Origin of the sequence: Acidovorax sp. SRB_14, assembly GCF_012932145.1 — a bacterium.
GTDB lineage: Bacteria > Pseudomonadota > Gammaproteobacteria > Burkholderiales > Burkholderiaceae_C > Simplicispira.
This window is the reverse complement of sequence record NZ_MWOK01000020.1, coordinates 38,577-56,229: the sequence shown is the minus strand read 5'-3', so window position 1 is coordinate 56,229 and position 17,653 is coordinate 38,577. Positions and strand designations below refer to the sequence as shown.

The 17,653-nt window shown below is 66.9% G+C and carries 14 protein-coding genes; 2 read left to right on the top strand and 12 right to left on the bottom strand.

What is annotated here, in order from left to right; all coding sequences use genetic code 11:
* Positions 1–29 precede the first annotated feature (29 nt).
* The 6 genes from B2J86_RS14335 to proV all read right to left on the bottom strand — a co-directional run bounded on the left by B2J86_RS14335 (position 30) and on the right by proV (position 8,057).
* Positions 30–1,270 (bottom strand): IS3 family transposase gene (locus tag B2J86_RS14335; RefSeq protein ID WP_173024986.1). Its coding sequence is split into 2 segments (ribosomal slippage): positions 30–973 and positions 973–1,270, totalling 1,242 coding nucleotides; the frame shifts between segments, so codons are not numbered across the junction.
* A 458-nt stretch (positions 1,271–1,728) separates the two neighbouring features.
* Positions 1,729–2,955 (bottom strand): PQQ-dependent sugar dehydrogenase, encoded by a 1,227-nt coding sequence (locus B2J86_RS14330; protein ID WP_173025961.1) that lies wholly within the window; start codon positions 2,953–2,955, stop codon positions 1,729–1,731.
* A 343-nt stretch (positions 2,956–3,298) separates the two neighbouring features.
* Positions 3,299–4,309 carry a glycine betaine/L-proline ABC transporter substrate-binding protein ProX gene (gene proX, locus B2J86_RS14325; protein ID WP_169169352.1) on the bottom strand — a complete coding sequence of 337 codons (1,011 nt, stop codon included), beginning with the start codon at positions 4,307–4,309 and terminating at the stop codon, positions 3,299–3,301.
* 125 nt (positions 4,310–4,434) lie between these two features.
* Positions 4,435–5,448 (bottom strand): glycine betaine/L-proline ABC transporter substrate-binding protein ProX, encoded by a 1,014-nt coding sequence (gene proX, locus B2J86_RS14320; protein ID WP_169169353.1) that lies wholly within the window; start codon positions 5,446–5,448, stop codon positions 4,435–4,437.
* Between the two features lie 50 nt (positions 5,449–5,498).
* The gene (gene proW / locus B2J86_RS14315) at positions 5,499–6,770 is read right to left on the bottom strand and encodes a glycine betaine/L-proline ABC transporter permease ProW (protein WP_256368404.1); all 1,272 of its coding nucleotides are present in this window, start codon (positions 6,768–6,770) and stop codon (positions 5,499–5,501) included.
* Between the two features lie 15 nt (positions 6,771–6,785).
* The gene (proV, locus tag B2J86_RS14310; RefSeq protein WP_173025960.1) at positions 6,786–8,057 is read right to left on the bottom strand and encodes a glycine betaine/L-proline ABC transporter ATP-binding protein ProV; all 1,272 of its coding nucleotides are present in this window, start codon (positions 8,055–8,057) and stop codon (positions 6,786–6,788) included.
* Between the two features lie 566 nt (positions 8,058–8,623).
* Between proV and B2J86_RS14305 the strand changes: the two genes are divergently transcribed.
* Positions 8,624–9,739, top strand: coding sequence for an acyltransferase (locus B2J86_RS14305; RefSeq protein ID WP_173025959.1), 1,116 nt, complete (start codon positions 8,624–8,626; stop codon positions 9,737–9,739).
* 484 nt (positions 9,740–10,223) lie between these two features.
* Here the strand turns inward: B2J86_RS14305 and rnk are convergent, their stop codons facing one another.
* The 4 genes from rnk to B2J86_RS14285 form a co-directional block, all read right to left on the bottom strand.
* Positions 10,224–10,637 carry a nucleoside diphosphate kinase regulator gene (rnk, locus tag B2J86_RS14300; protein WP_169634391.1) on the bottom strand — a complete coding sequence of 138 codons (414 nt, stop codon included), beginning with the start codon at positions 10,635–10,637 and terminating at the stop codon, positions 10,224–10,226.
* 107 nt (positions 10,638–10,744) lie between these two features.
* On the bottom strand, positions 10,745–12,469 hold the full coding sequence (locus B2J86_RS14295; protein WP_173025958.1) for a phosphoethanolamine transferase: 1,725 nt from the start codon (positions 12,467–12,469) through the stop codon (positions 10,745–10,747).
* A 56-nt stretch (positions 12,470–12,525) separates the two neighbouring features.
* Positions 12,526–13,389 (bottom strand): S-formylglutathione hydrolase, encoded by an 864-nt coding sequence (fghA, locus tag B2J86_RS14290; RefSeq protein WP_305792585.1) that lies wholly within the window; start codon positions 13,387–13,389, stop codon positions 12,526–12,528.
* A 102-nt stretch (positions 13,390–13,491) separates the two neighbouring features.
* Positions 13,492–14,601 carry an S-(hydroxymethyl)glutathione dehydrogenase/class III alcohol dehydrogenase gene (locus tag B2J86_RS14285; RefSeq protein ID WP_169169357.1) on the bottom strand — a complete coding sequence of 370 codons (1,110 nt, stop codon included), beginning with the start codon at positions 14,599–14,601 and terminating at the stop codon, positions 13,492–13,494.
* Between the two features lie 299 nt (positions 14,602–14,900).
* Here B2J86_RS14285 and B2J86_RS14280 point away from each other — a divergent pair, with 299 nt between their 5' ends.
* Entirely contained in the window at positions 14,901–15,923 is a 1,023-nt protein-coding gene (locus B2J86_RS14280) for a GlxA family transcriptional regulator (protein ID WP_173025957.1), read from the top strand.
* A gap of 54 nt (positions 15,924–15,977) precedes the next feature.
* Here the strand turns inward: B2J86_RS14280 and B2J86_RS14275 are convergent, their stop codons facing one another.
* The gene (locus B2J86_RS14275; RefSeq protein WP_173025956.1) at positions 15,978–17,279 is read right to left on the bottom strand and encodes a citrate synthase; all 1,302 of its coding nucleotides are present in this window, start codon (positions 17,277–17,279) and stop codon (positions 15,978–15,980) included.
* Positions 17,280–17,325: 46 nt separating this feature from the next.
* A complete protein-coding gene (locus B2J86_RS14270) occupies positions 17,326–17,646 on the bottom strand; it encodes a succinate dehydrogenase assembly factor 2 (protein ID WP_169169360.1) in 321 nt (106 codons plus the stop codon).
* Positions 17,647–17,653: the final 7 nt, after the last annotated feature.

Genomic DNA, 17,653 nt, shown 5'->3' with positions numbered 1-17,653 from the left:
TGATCTTGCCCCCGTATTTCAGGACACGGCTATTCGCAATGTAGCGTCTCGGCTTGAGCGAGACGTCCCTGGGCAGCGCGCTGCTGCCTGAACTCCCTGGGTGATTTCATCTTCAGGCTCGAGTGCGGGTGCACCTCGTTGAAGTGCTCGAAGGCGGCCTGCATTTGCGCCATCACGGTCCTGGCATCGGCGAGGTCCATGCGGCTGACGTAGTCGCGTTTGAACGTGTTCACGAAGCTCTCGGCAATGCCGTTGCTCTGCGGGCTGCACACTGGGGTGTTGACCGGCTTCAGCCCCAACTGCCGGGCAATTTGCCGGGTCTCGGCCGCGATGTAGGCACTGCCGTTGTCAGAGAGGAACTCCAGCACATGCGCGCTGGGAATGGCGTCCACGTGTCCGAAGCGCTTTTCTACCGCCTCGATGAGCATCTCGCGCACCGGCTCGCCCGGTAGCCCTTTGCCTTCCCACGCCCGATACGCCACGATCTCGCGGTCGCAGCAGTCCTTCGTAAACGTTGCAGTGACGGTCTGGCCCGAGTCGCATTTGATCTCGAAGCCATCCGAGCACCAGCGCGCATCGCTTTGGTCGACCGCCACCTTGCCCTCGTGGGGTCGGCTGGACTGTCGACGCCTCGGCGCCTTCGGCAGCAGCAAAGCCTGGCCCGCCATCACCCGGTAGACGCGCTTGGCGTTCACGCGCGCAGCGCCGGTGCTGACCCGCTGGCGATTGACCAATGCGCAAGCGCGCCGATAGCCGTAGGTCGGCAGGTCTGTGATCTGAGCCGTGATCTCAGCGAGCAACGCAGCGTCGCTGGCGGCAGCGGTTCGCTGTGTTCGACCGTCAACCCAGTCCCGAGGTCGAACTTGCAGGCGATGGATGTTTGAGCGCGCCAACCCCAGCGCACGGCAGACGGCCTTCACAGGCCGTCCCCGTCCAGCAAGGGTGAGCGCGCAATCCACTTTTTTTCGGCGGCGTACTCCACGGCTTCCTTGAGGATCTCGTTCTCCAGGGTCTTCTTGCCGAGCACACGCTGCAGCTTGGCGATCTCGGCGCGGGCGGCAGCCAGCTCGGATGCAGGCACCACTGCCTCGCCGGCCGATACAGCGGTGAGCGCCCCTTGTCGTTCCAGCTTGCGCCACTGGAACAGCAAGCTGGCAGCGACACCTTCCTGGCGTGCAACGAGCGACACGCTCATACCCGGCTCGTAGGTTCGACGAACCAGCGCGGCCTTCTCTGCAAGGGACCAGCGCCTGCGACGCTGGTCTCTCATGATCACTTCAACGGTATCCGTATTCCTAGTCGTACTCACAGTCCTACTCCTATCTTTAAAGATAAGCGATAGACCGTGTCCTGTCATTCAAGGGGCCAGCTCACTGATCAGTGAGACAAAATGTCCAGGGCTACCTACCCCCTGGATTGCTACGATCACGATAGGTAGTGTCAAGCAATAGCCAGGAAATATTCAAAGATGGATTGGGTCCCTATAGTCTTCTTTACGTTCAAGGTGCTCGTGTTCGGCACGTGCATGTTCTTCGCCATCAAGTGGCATTACGACCAAGGGAAGAAGAAGAAAAACGCAACTGGCGGACAGTAAGCGCCCGCCAAACACATCCTTGGCGCTGGCGCCGAGGTGCTCAAATGCCGTACCGATTTCGCTGGCGGTAGCGGTGCCAGCGCCAGACCCCGAGCGCAGGCGGTGCTCCACGCATCGAAATGACCTCGACGTGGTTACTTCGGCGTGAGCCGATACAGGCCGCCCTCGCGGTCGTCCTCGATCAACCACAACGCACCATTCGGCGCCTGCGCGACGTCGCGCACGCGAAAGCCGACCGTCCAGTGCTCGGCCGGTGTCGCGATCGCACCGTGCACTTCGATCCGGTGCAGGGCGCGGCTGACGAGGCCGCTCGCGAATGCTGAGCCCTTCCACGTCGGAAACATCGCACCGCTGTAGAACATCAGGTTGCCCGGCGCGAAAACCGGCGTCCAGTAGATCACGGGCTTGACGAGGTCGGGGCGCGTGTCGGGGCTCGCGATGGGCACGCCGTCGTAGTTCACCGCATAGGAGACAAGCGGCCAACCATAGTTCTTGCCCGGCTCGATCAGGTTGAGCTCGTCGCCGCCGCGCGGCCCATGCTCGAGTTCCCAAAGGCGGCCATCCGGTGCGAACGCGAGGCCGTAGGGTGTGCGATGCCCCGTGGTCCATGTCTCGGACGGCGTCAGATTGGCGCCGTCAAAGAGATAGATGCGCACAACCGGCGCGCGCTTGGCCGCCTGCGTATCTCTTGGCGGATCAATCACCGCAATCGACCGTGCACCGGTCTTGCCCTCCATGGGGTTGCCGGGAGCGGGGTTGCCGTCCAGGGTCAGTCGCAGAATCTTGCCGGCCGGTTGGTTCGGGTCTTGGGCGGGGGTGAAGCGCTGCCGATCGCCGGCCGTGAGGAAGAGAAACCTCTGGTCCGGCGAAAAGGCCACGGCAGCGCCGACCTGGCCCCCCTTGCCCTTGATCGGGTCGCGCCAGATGACCTGCAGGCCCTCCAGCGCGGCGGTGCCTGTGCCGATCTTGAGCGTCGCGCGGGCGAGCGCCAGGCTCGAGGTGCCCGGGATCTGCCCGGGTTCCGAATAGGTCAGGTAGATCGCCCCATCGTTCGAATAGGACGGGGCCAAGTAGACGCCGAGCAGGCCGTTCTGATTTTCGTACAGCACCGGCGGCACGCCAGTGACTTCCAGCTTTTGCCCAGATGGGGTCGCGAGGAAGAGCTTGCCGATTTTCTCGGTGATCAGCATGCGTCCGTCCGGCAGGAAGGCAATGCGCCATGGCAGATCGAACTGCGCGACCTTCGTGAGCTGGAACGGAGGCGATGGGGTGGGGGGCAGAGTTCCGGCATTGATCTGCGCTGCCACGGGCGTAGCACCGAGGAGCAACCAAGGGATGGGTCCGAACTTCGGCAAGTGCATGGTTCGCTCCTCAATGGATATTCCGAAGAGTACCGTGAGAGCACTGCCGAGCACCAGACTATCGGCGCGATGCGCGCTGAGTCTCGCTTTCCGGGACGTCTGCGGCTTCCGTTTCCGAAAGCTGCCTCTCACCCACGGCAGCTTGTGGCCGCAAGCAGTCTTTCCACTTAAATGATTCTTTGTCGCCTGTTTGAGCGCGATGCAGCGGTGTACTCAGGCGCCGCAGTTGTGCTGCATAAAAAAGCCACTGGCACACGGGAACGTGTTCAGTGGCTTTTCTTAGTGCTACTGGAATGCTAGCTGTCAGCGCTTGCTGGATAAGCGATAGAGGCCAATTTGGCTCTTATTTCGCGGCCGCCATGGCCTGCGCGATCCAGCCGTCAAAGGTTTTCTGGTGCGCCTTGATCCAGCTGTCGGTGTGGCGCTCGATGTCCTGCTGGCGGTTCTCGCCGTCCCGCAGGCGCCGGTTTTGGCGGCTGATGTCGCCAATCGGCAGTTCCATGACTTCGAACAGCTTGGCGGCGGCCGGGTTCTTTTCGACGAAGGCCTTGTTGGCCACGATGTACTCGTTGTTCAGCGGAAAACCGTAGTTCTTGCCATTGGGCAGACGCGTGTCCGTGCCCGCCTGCAGCCCTGGCATGGCCGAGAAAGGCACTTCGAGCCAGACGACTTCCTTGCCCGGGCGCAGCACGTTGCTCAGCCAGTAGGGCGTCCACGCGTAGTAGAGCACCGGTTTGCCGGCCTTGAAGCGCGCCACGGTATTGGAAATCAGCGCCGGGTAGTTGCCCTGCGTGTAGGTCACGGTGTCGCGCAGCTTGAAGGTGGTGAGGTGGTGCTCGATCACGGCTTCGCCGCCCCAGCCGGCGCTGGCGCCGATCAGGTCGGCCTTGCCGTCGCCGGTGCTGTCAAAGAGTTGGGCCAGCTTCGGGTCGGTGAGCTGGCTCAGGTGGGTGATCTTGTACTGGTCGGCGGTTTTCTTGTCGATCAGGTAGCCCTGGGCGGCGCCGGCCGAGTAAACGCCGCGGCGCGAGAGCTTGGCGTCGCCGCCGGCGGTCTTGTAGAACTCGGAGTGGTGCGGGTTCCAGTGGTTGGCGATGAAGGTGGCGTCGCCGTTGGCCACGGCCAGGTGGGCCGTCGGGTAGGCGACTTCCTTGATCGGCTGCACGTCGTAGCCGAGCTTCTCGAGCGCGCGGCTGACCAGGAGCGTCTGGAAGGTTTCCTCGGTCAGCGCGCTTTGCAGCGGCTGCACCTTCACGCCCTTGCCGGGCAGATCGGCGGCGGCGTGCGCTGCCAGGCCCAAGGCCAGCAGGCCGGCGGCGAGCAGGGTGGAGGCGAAATGGCGGGTGTTCATCATGCGGGGTTCCTTTGCGTGCGAAGAGAGGGAAACGGGCCGCCGGGGCGCATCGAAAAGGCGCCATCAGCTATCTTTCAAATAGCTGATGGCGCCCTATCGGTGAGCGCCTGGGGCCGATGGGGCTGTTACTTGGCGGCGGCCAGGGCCTGCGCGACCCAGCCGTCGAACGTCTTCTGGTGGGCCTTGATCCAGCCGTCCACGTGGCGCTCCACGTCCTTTTGCTTGTTCTCGCCGCTGTTCATGCGCTGGTTCTGCGCGTTGATGTCGGCCACGGGCAGCTTCATCAGCTCGAACAGCTTGGCGGCGGCGGGGTTCTTGTCGGTGAACGCTTTGCTGGCCACGATGCGCTGCACGTTGACGATGAAGCCGTAGTCGCGGCCGTCGGCCATCTTGGTGCTGGTCTTGGAGGGGTTGCCCACCTGGGCCGAGAACGGCACCTGCAGAAACACCGCCTCCTTGCCGGGGCGCAGCACGTTGCTGATCCAGTAGGGCGTCCAGGTGTAATAGAGGATCGGCTTGCCCTGCTTGTAGCGCGCCATCGTGTCGGCCATCAGCGCCGCGTAGCTGCCTTGATTGTGCGTGATGCTGCCGCGCAGCTGGTAGGCGTCGAGGTGGTGCTCGATCGCCAGTTCGCAGCCCCAGCCGGGGTTGCAGCCGGTCAGGTCGGCCTTGCCGTCGCCGTTGGTGTCGAACAGTGCGGCGATCTTCGGGTCCGAGAGCTGCGAGAGGTTCGTGATCTTGTACTGGTCGGCCGTCTTCTTGTCGATCAGGTAGCCCTGCAGCGAGTTGTTGACATAGGTGCTGTTGCGCCAGATCTTGGCGTCGCCGCCGGCGTTCTCGAAGAACGCGACATGCAGCGGGTCCCAGTGGTTGGCCAGGAAGGTCGCGTCGCCGTTGGCCAGCGACAGGTGGCCGGTCGCGTACTCGATCTCCTGCGCGGGCTTGACGGTATAGCCGAGCTTTTCAAGCGCGCGGGACACCAGCAGCGACTGGAACAGTTCTTCGGCCACTGAACTCTTGATCGGCTGCACGGTGATGCCCTTGCCGGGCAGGTCGGCGGCGGCGGCCGGGGCGGCCAGCCCCCAGGCGAGCAGGCCGGTGGACAGGATGGTGCGTGCGAGCGCGCGGGAAATGTTCATCGGGAGGGTCTCCTTTCGATTGCGGAAAAACGGGCGGACGCTGCAGCGCGTCACTGCGGCTGGGAGGCCAGCTGCGCCGCGGCGTCGGGCTGGCCCTTGGAGGCTGCGGCAGAGGCGTCGGCCGCGCGCGGCACGCGCCGGCGCAGGCTGCGCAGCACCAGGCCCGTGGGCCCGGTGTGCCACCAGTGGCGCACGCCGCGGCGCGGCTGGCCCAGCGACTGCGTGATGCGGTCGAGCGTGATGGCCAGCAGCACGATGCCCAGGCCGCCGACGGTGGCCAGCCCCATGTCGAGGCGGCCGATGCCGCGCAGCACCATCTGGCCCAGGCCGCCGACGGCGATCATCGAGGCGATCACGACCATCGACAGCGACAGCATCAGCGCCTGGTTCACGCCAGCCATGATGGACGGCATGGCCAGCGGCAGCTGCACCTTCACCAGCATTTGCCAGGGCGAGGCGCCATAGGCGCGCGCCGCCTCGATCAGGTCGGGGCGCACCTGGCGGATGCCCAGGTTGGTCAGGCGCACCAGCGGCGGCAGCGCGAAGACGATGGTCACGATCACGCCGGGCACGTTGCCAATGCCAAACAGCATCACCACGGGCACCAGGTAGACGAAGGCCGGCGTGGTCTGCATGGCATCGAGCAGCGGGCGCATCCAGCGCTGGGCGCGGTCGCTGCTGGCCAGGAAAATGCCCAGCGGCAGGCCGATCGCAAGGCAGAACACCAGCGAAGTGAGCACCAGCGACAGCGTGACCATGGCCTCGGACCAGATGCCCAGCATGGCCACGAGCAGCAGCGACACCACGGTGCCGACGGCCAGCGCCCGGCCGGCGAACTGCCAGGCCAGCAGGCCCAGCAGCGCAACCATCGCGAGCGAGGGCACGCTCTGCAGCAGCCCCTCGACACCGGTCAAAGTGCTGTCGATCGGGCCGCGCACGGTCTGGAAGAAGGGGCGGAAATGCTGCACCACCCAGTCAAGGCCCTGGTTGATCCAGGACTCGATGGGCAGCGAGCCGTCCCACAACTGGTGCAGCGCAAAGCCGTCACTGGCCGCATCGGCCGCGCCCATGGCGTCCAGGCCCGCGGCGGGCGCGTCCAGCCAGTCGCTGCCGGCGTCGGCGTCGCCCTCGGTGGGCGACAGCGCCGCCCAGGGGTCGTTGGGCGTGTCTGCCATCGGCGTGGGGGCGCTCGCGTCCCACGGCGATGGCTCGGCCGCCATCTCAGTCTGGCTGGCCCAGGGGTTGGTGTCGGTCGGCGGCGGCAAGGCGGTGGCGGTGCCGGCGGGGGCCGTCTGGTCGACCGTGGCAAGGGATTCGTTCATGCTCAAACTCTCGGGTCAGTGGGCCGCGGCGCCGGCGGTCTCGGGCACGGCGGCAGGCAGGAGAGGGAGGGCGGCGCTGGCCTCGATCGGCGGCGTGTCGCGGTCGAGAAAGCGCAGCAGCGTGGTCTTGCTGATGGCGCCGCAAAAGCGCCCGCTGTCGTCGACGACCGGCACCGCGTGCGGCGCATGCGCGACCTGGCCAAACAGCCCGGCGACCAGCGCGTCGGCCGCGATGGTCTGCACGCCGGGCAGGTAGGCGTGCTGCAGGCCCAGCGGGCCGACATGGCCGTGCAGCGCGGCGCGCAGCGAGTCGGCCGAGACCATGCCCAGGTACTGCTGGCGCGGGCTGACCACGTAGGCATAGTCGCGGTCGTGCTCTTCGAGCAGCTGCAGCGCGGCGCGGCAGCCGCGGTCACTGCGCTCGGAAACCACGGTGAACGCCTTGCGCGCGATGTCGGCTGCCTTGAACACCGCGGCGGCATCGACGCCGCGCACGAAGCTGCGCACGTAGTCGTTGGCGGGGTTGCGCAAGATCTCGTCGGGCGTGCCGACCTGCACCACATGGCCGTCTTTCATGATGGCGATGTGGTCGCCGATGCGCATGGCCTCGTCGAGGTCGTGCGAGATGAAGACGATGGTGCGGCGCTTGACCTCTTGCAGGCGCATCAGCTCGCTCTGCATTTCGGTGCGGATGATGGGGTCGAGCGCCGAGAACGCTTCGTCCATCAGCAGGATCGACGGGTCGGATGCCAGCGCCCGCGCCAGGCCCACGCGCTGCTGCATGCCGCCCGAGAGCTCGTCGGGGTAGCTGGCGCCCCAGCCCTCCAGCCCGACCTGGGCCAGCGCCTGCGCGGCCTGGTGGTGGCGCTCGGCGCGGCCGACGCCGGCCAGCTCCAGGCCCAGCGCGGTGTTGTCGAGCACAGTCAGGTGCGGCATCAGCGCAAACGACTGGAACACCATGCTGATGTCCTTGCGCCGCAGCGCGCGCATCTGCGCGTCGGACAGCTGGTTGATGTCCGTGCCGTCGACCAGGATGCGCCCGGCCGTCGGCTCGATCAGGCGGTTGAGCATGCGCACCAGCGTGGACTTGCCCGAGCCCGACAGGCCCATGACGACAAAGATCTCGCCGGCGGCGATGGTGAAGCTCGCGTTGAAGACGCCGATCGACTGGCCGGTGCGCGCGAGGATGTCCTGCTTGCTGACGCCTTGGCGCACCAGCTGCAGGGCGTCCTGGGGCGCATCGCCGAAAACCTTGAACACATGTTCGATGGTGATTTGTTTGGCCACGGGGGCAGGTCTCCTCGGTTGGGGGTGCGGCGCTGCAGCGGAAAATCCGATGCGGCGGCCACGCCCGGTGGTGCGGATGCACGCGGAACGAAAAAAATTGGACACGGGTGTGTGACCAGCAGGCACCTGCAGGGCGGCGAAGCCATGCGGTGCCCGTCGTGCGCTTCAAAAGAGGTCTGGGCAGAGGACTCTTGAATCACGCGGACAGCGGGCAAAGCCTGCACGCTGCCGGGGCATCAGGGCCGAAGCATCGGCCGGAGGTGGGCGCGGGGCCCGAAGGGCGATTTCCGCAAGGGAAACGCCGATTACCTGTATTGAAGGTTGTAAAACACACAGAAAGTATAAAAATTTAAGGTGTTTGAGTCAAAAAAATGGTTTTTCAAAATTTGCTATACGCGCGCGTTGCACAGCAGGTGCTGCACCAAAGTACGTGTTTTTTTGTCAATAACGTGCAAGCTTGTCAACCGAAACGCGGGTCTGCCACTTAATGGAGCTTGTGCGGCTTCGGCCGCACGGTCTTTTGGGGTTTGCGGTCTTGTGCCGCTGCACCGCCCCTGCCACTGCCCATGCACCCTTCAGCCTCCCGCAACCCTTTGATCGATGCGTTCAAGGGGTTGGCCTGTGCCGCCATCGTCTGGCACCACCTCGCGTTTTACGGACCCATGTCCGACATCGCCCAGCCGCTGTGGCCGGGGGCGGTGGCCTGGCTTTACGACTATGGTCGCATGGCCGTGCAGGTGTTCCTGGTGCTGGGCGGCTATTTGGCCGCTGCGAGCCTGGCGCCCCTGGGCGTGGCGCGGTTCGACAGCGCCTCTGTGCTGGTCACGCGGCGCTTTGTGCGCTTGGTCGTGCCCTACGCCGCGGCCCTGGTGCTGGCCGTGCTGGCCGCCGCGCTGGTGCGCCCCTGGCTCGACGACGCCAGCGTGCCGGGCGAGCCGAGCCTGCCGCAGCTGCTGGCCAATGCCTTGCTGCTGCAGGACATCGTGGGCGAGGAGGCCTTGTCGGCCGGCGCCTGGTATGTGGCGATCGACTTCCAGCTCTTCGCGCTGACCTGCCTGCTGTTCGCAGCCGTGCGCAGCGTGCCCGGGCTGGCGCCCCGGCGCAGGGTGCGGTGGGCGCAGGCCCTGGTGGTGCTGGCCACGGCGGCTTCGCTGTGGGGCTTCAACCGCGACAGCGGCCTGGACATGTGGGGCGTGTATTTTTTCGGCTCCTATGGCCTGGGCGTGCTGGCGTTCTGGGCCGTGCGCGCGCCCCGCGCCACCCGGTGGCTGGCGGTCATGGCGGTGCTGGGTGCGCTGGCGCTGGCACTCGACTTTCGGCTGCGCATTGCCGTGGCCTGGGCCGTGGCGCTGGGGCTGGTCGGGGTGATGCGCTCCCCGGCGGTGCCGGCCTGGCCCGGCATGGCAGCGCTGCAGCGGCTCGGGCAGATGTCGTACTCGATGTTCCTGGTGCACTTTCCGGTGTGCCTGGTGGTCAATGCGGTGGTGGGCCAGCTGTGGCCGCAGTCCCCGACCTGGAATGCCGCCGGCATGCTGCTGGCGTTCGGGCTGTCGCTGGTCGCAGGGCGGCAGCTGTACGAGCAGGTGGAGCGCCGTGTGCCGTCGTGGACGCTGGCGCTGCGCTGGCAGGCTGGCCTCGTCGGCACGGGCGTGCTGGTGGCGCTGGCCGACAATTTTCCGTGACGTGTGCGGCCACCGCGGGTCCGCAGGCCGTTTTCGGGCGCGTCGGGCGGTGTGCGCTCCCGGCGCCGGCGGTCCATGAACCACGCCAGAAACGGCAGCAGCACCATCGAGCCCGGAACCACCCAGATCAGCAGGTAGGGGCTCACGGAGGAGGCAGTGCGCATGGCCTCGCGCAGGTGGGCGCGTTCGTGCGCGCTCCAGTGGCCTTTGCGCCGCTGGCGCACTAGCCACACGACCGAGCCCTTGAGGGTCGCCATGTCGCGGCTCAGGCGGGTTTTTTCCCGGCTGTTGCCCGCCAGGAACGCGCCAAACCAGTCGGGTGCACGGTCCTTGCGCCGCTGGAAGGCGCTGCGCCGGGGCGCCTCGGGCGCGGGCGGGGAATCGGTGGGGTCAGGCGCCTGAACAGGCAAAAGGTCATGCCCGGCCGGCGCAGCTGTGCGGTGCGGGGCAGGGCAGGGCACGGTGGCGCCTCGGGTGCTTGCGTTCAGCGGTGCAGCTCGCCCGCGCGTTCGGGCTGGTAGATGACTTCGGTCACGCGCACCGTCATGGCCTTGCCGCCGGGGCCGGGCCAGGCCAGCTCGTCGCCCACGGACAGGCCGAGCAGCGCGCCGCCCACGGGGGCGAAGATCGAGATGCGGTCGGCGCTGCCGTCCATGTCGCGGGGGTACACCAGCGTCAGGCAGAACTCCTTGCCGGTTTCGACGATGGAGAACTTGACGGTGGAATTCATGGTGACCACGGTCGGCGGCACCTGTTCGGGGGGCAGCACATCGGCGCGATCGAGTTCGGCCTGCAGTTCGGCCTTGCCGGCCAGGGCACTGGCCGGGATGGCCGCCAGCAGGGCTTCAATCCGGTCCATGTCCAGCGACGACAGAATGATCGGTGGTTTGCGCACGATAACTACCTCAGGCAAGTCTTTAACACCCGACTGTAGCTGATCGGCAATGCTGTAGCACCCCACGCGGACAATCCCGGCGCGCCTGCGCCGGGCCGGGGGCGCGGTTTTTACTGCGGATGTGCCGCGCCGCGGCAGTCGGCGTAGATGTCTTGCGCGGGTTCGTAGACGCTGCTGTGCACGTCCATGAGACCGAGCACGGAATGGAAGTAGTTGTCGTGCGAGATGCGGCGCTCGGCCAGCGTGCGCTGCAGGCACGCGGTGGCGATGCCGCTGCGCTCCTGCATGCCGGGCGAGAGCCAGGTGATCCAGGGCACATGTTTCTGCACGTCCGGGGCCACCGCGTAGGGCAGGCCGTGCAGGTAGAGGTTGTTCTCGCCGAGCGACTCCCCATGGTCCGAGACGTAGACCAGGGCGGTCTGCGCATGGGCCGACCGCGCTTGCAGCCACTGCACCGTGGCGTCGAGGAACTGGTCGGTGGCAACGATGCTGTTGTCGTAGGCGTTGACCACCTGCTCGCGGCTGCACTCCTGCAGGGCGTTGGACTGGCATTCGGGCAGGAATTTTTTCTGCGCCGCGTTCGAGCGCTTGGCGTAGGCCGGTCCGTGGCTGCCCATCTGGTGCAGCACCACCACGGTGCCGCGTGCGCGCTGTTCGGCCGGAAGGGCTGCGATGCGCGCGTCCAGGTCCTTGAGCAGGACGGGGTCCTGGCACTCGCCGCCGGGGCACAGGCCCGGGTCTTGCAGGCCGGTGGTGCTGGCCTGCGCCACGCGGTCGCACACGCCCTTGCAGCCCGACTGGTTGTCCACCCAGAGCACGGCCAGGCCCGCGTGCTGCAGCACGTCGAGCAGGTTCTCGGAGTTGGCCGAGCGGCCCGTGAAGCCGCTGCGGCCCAGGTGCGAGAACATGCAGGGCACCGATGCGGCCGTGCTGGTGCCGCACGACCAGGCATTGCGCGCGCTGGCCAGGTCGGTGCGCGCCGACAGCCGCGGCGTGGTGGCCCGTTCGTAGCCGTTGAGCCCGAAGTTGGCGCTGCGCGCCGTCTCGCCGAGCACCAGCACCAGCAGCGGGGGAGCGGACTGCGTGGCGTAACTGGCGCCGAGCTTGGCGTCGCGGCCCAGCGGCAGCAGCGTGCCGGTGTCCATGCGCAGCGGCGTGGCGGCGGCGTAGCCGAGCGCGTACACGCTGTTGAGCGGGTTGATCAGGTAGCGCAGCTGGGTGTGGTTGCGCATGGTCGAGGCAAAGTCCTGGAACACCAGCAGCAGGCTGCCCAGGGCCAGCAGCGCCGCGGCGAGCAGCAGCAGGCCGTTGTGCAGCAGGTGGCGCCAGGCCCCGAGCGGGCGCACGGGCTGGCGCAGCAGCCACCACAGCGGCGGCCCGACCAGCACCAGCACGGTGGCGGCGAGGCGCCAGTTGAGCAGGTCGCCCGCTTCGCGCGGGTCGGTTTGCACCACGTTGATCAGCATGCCGGGGTCGATCACGATGCCGTAGCTCAGCATGAAATAGGCGCCCAGGGCAGCCACCAGCAGCATCGCTGCCAGCACCGGTTTGAGCACGCGGCCCCAGGCCAGCAGGCTGAGCAGGGCGAGATTGCCGGCCAGCACGATGGCTGCGAAAGCCAGGGCAAAGCCCAGACCGCGCAGGCCGCTGTGTCCGGGCAGCGCTGCGACCGCGCGCCACAGCGGCAGGTTGCAGGCTGTGGCAAGCCAGAGGCTGACCAGCAGCACCAGCGCGGCCGGATGGAGCGGGCGCCGTGCTGGCACGGCGGAAGCGGCCGCCGAGCGGCGGCGAAGGCTGGCGGGTGGCTGTTGCCAGCGCTGCAGGAATTCGGGCATGGAGCGCGATTCTAGGGCGCGTTGCTTAGGCGGGGATTAAGCCCCGCAGCCGCCGGTCAGCCCAGCGCCGCAGCGTGGTGGCGCAGGTGGTCGTCGATGAAGCTCTGGATGAAGTAGTAGCCGTGGTCGTAGCCGGCCTGGCGGCGCAGCGTCAGCGGCTGCCGGACGCGCGCGCAGGCGGCCTCGAAGGCTTCGGGCAACAGCTGCTTGTCGGTCAGGAATTTGTCGGCCAGGCCCTGGTCGATCAGGATGCCGCCGGGGTAGGGCGCAGTGGGCTGCGCGGCCATCAGCGCGCTGGCGTCGTGGTTGCGCCACTGGGCCTCGTCTTCCCCTAAGTAGCCGGCGAAGGCCTTGCGGCCCCAGGGGCACTGCGTGGGCGTGGCGATGGGGGCGAACGCCGACAGGCTCTTGAACAGGCCCGGGTGGCGCAGCGCCAGCGTGAGCGCGCCGTGGCCGCCCATGGAGTGGCCGAAAATGCCCACGCGCTCCAGGTCGATTGGCAACTGCTGGCCCAGCAGCGGCAGCAGCTCGCGCGTGAGGTAGCTCTCCATGCGCCAGTGCGGCTGCCAGGGGGCTTGCGTGGCATCGAGGTAGAAGCCTGCGCCGACGCCGAAGTCCCAGCTGTCGGCTTCGCCCGGCACGCCCGCGCCGCGCGGGCTGGTGTCGGGCGCAACCAGCGCCAGGCCTAGCCCGGCCGCCAGGCGCTGGGCGCCGGCCTTGGTCATGAACGTTTCTTCGTTGCAGGTCAGCCCGGCCAGGTAGACCAGCGCCGGCACCGTGGCGCCCTGCAGCGCCTGGGGCGGCAGGTAGACCGAGAACTTCATCGGCAGGCCAATCTCGCGTGAAGCATGCTGGTAGAAGCGCTGCGCGCCGCCAAAGCAGGCGTGGGCTTTGGTCAGTTCCAGGGAAACGGGGGACATGGTTAACTCCTAAAAAAAGAGCTGCTAACGCTGGTATCCAGGGCGTTAGCAGCTGTTTTGATGCGCAAACCCTGATGGGGATTGCGCTGTGCGCTCATCTTTTTAATAGACGACCACCGAGCGGATCGACTTGCCTGCGTGCATCAGGTCAAAGGCTTCGTTGATGTCGGTCAGCGGCATGGTGTGGGTGACGAACGGCGCCAGCTGGATCTCGCCGGACATGGCCTGCTCCACCATGCCCGGCAGCTCGCTGCGGCCCTTGACGCCGCCGAAGGCCGAGCCCAGCCATTTGCGGCCCGTGACCAGCTGGAACGGGCGCGTGGAGATTTCCTGGCCCGCGCCGGCCACGCCGATGACCACCGACTGGCCCCAGCCGCGGTGCGCGCACTCGAGCGCGGCGCGCATCACGTTGACGTTGCCGATGCACTCGAAGCTGTGGTCCACGCCCCAGCCCGTCATCTCGACGATGACCTGCTGGATCGGCTTGTCGAAGTCCTTGGGGTTGATGCAGTCGGTGGCGCCGAAGGTCTGGGCCAGGTCGAACTTGGCGGGGTTGGTGTCGATGGCGATGATGCGGCCGGCCTTGGCCATCTTGGCGCCCTGGATCACGGCCAGGCCGATGCCGCCCAGGCCGAACACGGCCACGGTGTCGCCTTCCTGCACCTTGGCGGTGTTCTTCACCGCGCCCAGGCCCGTGGTCACGCCGCAGCCCAGCAGGCAGACCTGCTCGGGGTTGGCGTCGGGATTGATTTTGGCCAGCGACACGGCCGCCACCACGGTGTATTCGCTGAAAGTGGAGCAGCCCATGTAGTGGTAGATGGGTTCGCCGTTGTACGAGAAGCGCGTGGTGCCGTCGGGCATCAGGCCCTTGCCCTGCGTCGCGCGCACGGCCACGCACAGGTTGGTCTTGCCGCTCTTGCAGAACAGGCATTCGCCGCATTCAGCGGTGTAGAGCGGAATGACATGGTCGCCGGGCCGGACGCTGGTGACGCCTTCGCCGACTTCGACGACGATGCCAGCGCCTTCGTGGCCGAGCACGGCCGGGAACACGCCTTCGGGATCGTCACCGCTGAGCGTGAAGGCGTCGGTGTGGCACACGCCGGTGTGCGTGATCTTGACCAGCACCTCGCCGGCTTGCGGCGGGGCCACGTCGATCTCGACGATCTGCAGGGGTTCTCCGGCTTTGAAGGCGACGGCGGCACGGGATTTCATGGGCGGATCTCTGGAAAAGGGAAGGACAGAAAGGGCAGAGGGCGCGCGGCGGCTGAAGGACAATGGCCTTGGCGCTGAACCCCTGGGCGATGCACTACTGTAGGGCATGCCCTGGGCCACCGCGGCCGCGATGGCCGATGGCGCGGCCGCTTTGTCCGAATGTCATCGAAAAACGCACGCCCGGCCATGGCGCCAGGGGCTCGGCCAGTTTGGCCGCTCGGTTGCGGGTACGCCCTGCTAGCGCAGTGCGCCTCCAGAACCTGCGTTGTTTCTTCTGTCTTTTGCCTGCAAGCCCCTTCATGGACCACCACCACGCCCACGCCCACCGCGTCGATCTCGTCGTTTACCCTGGATTCAAGGCGCTCGAAGCCGTGGGACCGATGTCGGTGTTCGACTACGCGAATGTCCACCTGCGTCAGCACGGCCGGCCCGACGGTTATGCGGTGCGCGTGGTGGCGGCCCGGCGCGGCGCCGTGCCGTCCGACACCCTGATGGCGCTGGACGCCACGCACACGCTGGCCGAGCTCGAAGAGGAGGGCAGCGCCGGCTGCACGGTGGTGCTGGTGGGCTCGCGCAACATCGAACAGGTGCTGGCCGCTTCGCCTGAACTGGTGGACTGGGCCGCGCGCGTGGCGCCGCACGTGCCGCGCATGATCGCGCTGTGCTCGGGCAGCTTCTTCCTGGCCGCCGCGGGTCTTCTCGACGGCCGGCGTGCGGCCACACACTGGAGCGTGGCCGCCGCGCTGCAGCAGCGCTATCCGCGCATTGCGGTGGACGCCGACGCGATCTATGTGCGCGACGGCCATTTGTGGACATCGGCCGGCGTGACGGCCGGCATCGACCTGGCGCTGGCCGTGGTGGAAGAAGACTTCGGTCACGCACTGGCGCTGGAGGTGGCGCGCGATCTGGTCATGTACCTCAAGCGCCCGGGCGGGCAGTCGCAGTTCAGCGTGCCGCTGGCCACGCAGACCACCGGCCACCGCGGCGTGCAGGCGGTGCAGCAATGGGTGCTGGCCCACCTGGCCGAACCTTTGGGCCTGGCTCAGATGGCGGCGCAGGCGGCGATGAGCGAGCGGCACTTTCGCCGCGTGTTCCAGCAGGAGACCGGGCAGAGCCCTTCGGCCTTCGTCGAGGCGGCGCGGCTCGAAGGCGCCAAGCAGCTGCTCGAAGCGCAGGGCGGCCTGCCGCTCAAGACCGTGGCTGCGCGCGTGGGCCTGGGGTCCGAGCAGGCGCTGCGCCACCTGTTCGTGCGCCGCCTGGGCATCACGCCGCAGGCGTACCGTGAGCGCTTTGGCGGGCAGGCGCGCAAGGATCGCCCATGAAAAAAGCCCGCAGGCGGCTGCGGGCTTTGTGGGGTGCCAGGCGGAGCGGGTCGGTCAGATGCCCTTTACGTCGCGGCGGACCGGACCGGTGTAGAGCTGGCGTGGGCGCCCGATCTTGTACTCGGGGTCGCTGATCATTTCGTTGAGCTGGGCGATCCAGCCCACGGTGCGGGCCAGCGCGAAGATGCCGGTGAACAGGTTCACCGGAATGCCCATGGCGCGCTGCACGATGCCCGAGTAGAAGTCGACGTTCGGGTAGAGCTTGCGCGAGACGAAGTAGTCGTCTTCGAGGGCGATCTTCTCGACCTGCTTGGCCAGTTTGAACAGCGGGTCGTTCTCCAGGCCCAGCTCGGCCAGCACTTCATTGCAGGTTTCCTGCATGAGCTTGGCGCGCGGATCGTAGTTCTTGTAGACGCGGTGGCCAAAGCCCATGAGCTTGACGCCCGAGTTCTTGTCCTTGACCTTCTCCATGAACTCGCCCACCTTGGCCACGCCACCCTGGCGCTGGATGTCTTCGAGCATGTTCAGGCAGGCTTCGTTGGCGCCGCCGTGGGCGGGGCCCCAGAGGCAGGCCACGCCGGCTGCGATGGCGGCAAACGGGTTGGTGCCCGAGGAGCCGCACAGGCGCACCGTGGAGGTGGACGCGTTTTGCTCGTGGTCGGCGTGCAGGATGAAGATGCGGTCGAGGGCGCGCTCGAGCACCGGGTTGACGACGTAGTCTTCGCACGGCGTGCCGAACATCATGCGCAGGAAGTTGCCGGCGTACGAGAGCTCGTTGCGCGGGTACATGTACGGCTGGCCCTTGCCGTACTTGTAGGCCATGGCCACCAGCGTCGGCATCTTGGCGATCAGGCGGATCGCCGAGATCTCGCGGTGCTCGGGGTTATTGATGTCGGTGCTGTCGTGGTAGAAGGCCGACAGCGCGCCGACCAGACCCGTGAGCACGGCCATAGGGTGGGCATCGCGGCGGAAACCGCGCAGGAAGAACTGCAGTTGCTCGTTGACCATGGTGTGGTCCAGCACCAGCTTGTGGAAGTCGGTGCGAGCGGCTGCGTCGGGCAGCTCCCCCTTGAGCAGCAGGTAGCAGGTGTCGAGGTAGTCGCAGTGCGTGGCCAGCTGCTCGATGGGGTAGCCGCGGTACAGCAGCTCGCCCTTGTCGCCATCGATGTAGGTGATGGCCGACTGGCACGAAGCTGTCGACAGGAAGCCCGGGTCGTAGGTGAACATGCCCGTCTGTCCATACAGCTTGCGGATATCAATGACGTCCGGGCCAATGTTGCCTTGGTAGACCGGCAGGTCCACGTTGGGGCTGCCGTTACTGAACGACAGGGTGGCTTTGTTGTCAGCTAGCTTCATTGTTACTTTCCTTGGGTTGCCAATGGTTGGTGTAGGACTGCCTGTGTCAGTGCGGCTGTGCGCTGGTGCGGCCACCTTGGCGCAGCATGCCGAGCACTTCGTGCACCTCCGGCGCGTCCAGCGCGCCTTCGGGCTCGCGCCGGCACAGCAACAGGTCCAGCAGGTCGTTGTCGGCCAGGTCCATCAAGGCCAGAAGGCCGTGGGCATGGCGCTGCGTCAACTGGGGTTCGAAGCGGGTGAAAAACTGTTCAATGAACAGGTCGTTCTCCAGCAGGCCGCGCCGGCAGCGCCAGTGCAGCTTGCTCAGTTCGCGCTGATCCAGCAGCGGCGAAGCCGCCGCTGCGCTGGGGATGGAGGTGTCATCCATGGCCCGG

Coding starts and splice junctions, on each gene's coding strand:
- B2J86_RS14295 (WP_173025958.1), bottom strand. CDS start 12,469: ATGCCCGAATTCCTGCAGCGCTGGCAACAGCCACCCGCCAGCCTTCGC.
- B2J86_RS14270 (WP_169169360.1), bottom strand. CDS start 17,646: ATGGATGACACCTCCATCCCCAGCGCAGCGGCGGCTTCGCCGCTGCTG.
- proX (WP_169169352.1), bottom strand. CDS start 4,309: ATGATGAACACCCGCCATTTCGCCTCCACCCTGCTCGCCGCCGGCCTG.
- B2J86_RS14285 (WP_169169357.1), bottom strand. CDS start 14,601: ATGAAATCCCGTGCCGCCGTCGCCTTCAAAGCCGGAGAACCCCTGCAG.
- proW (WP_256368404.1), bottom strand. CDS start 6,770: ATGAACGAATCCCTTGCCACGGTCGACCAGACGGCCCCCGCCGGCACC.
- B2J86_RS14305 (WP_173025959.1), top strand. CDS start 8,624: ATGCACCCTTCAGCCTCCCGCAACCCTTTGATCGATGCGTTCAAGGGG.
- fghA (WP_305792585.1), bottom strand. CDS start 13,389: ATGTCCCCCGTTTCCCTGGAACTGACCAAAGCCCACGCCTGCTTTGGC.
- proX (WP_169169353.1), bottom strand. CDS start 5,448: ATGAACATTTCCCGCGCGCTCGCACGCACCATCCTGTCCACCGGCCTG.
- B2J86_RS14275 (WP_173025956.1), bottom strand. CDS start 17,279: ATGAAGCTAGCTGACAACAAAGCCACCCTGTCGTTCAGTAACGGCAGC.
- B2J86_RS14330 (WP_173025961.1), bottom strand. CDS start 2,955: ATGCACTTGCCGAAGTTCGGACCCATCCCTTGGTTGCTCCTCGGTGCT.
- B2J86_RS14280 (WP_173025957.1), top strand. CDS start 14,901: ATGGACCACCACCACGCCCACGCCCACCGCGTCGATCTCGTCGTTTAC.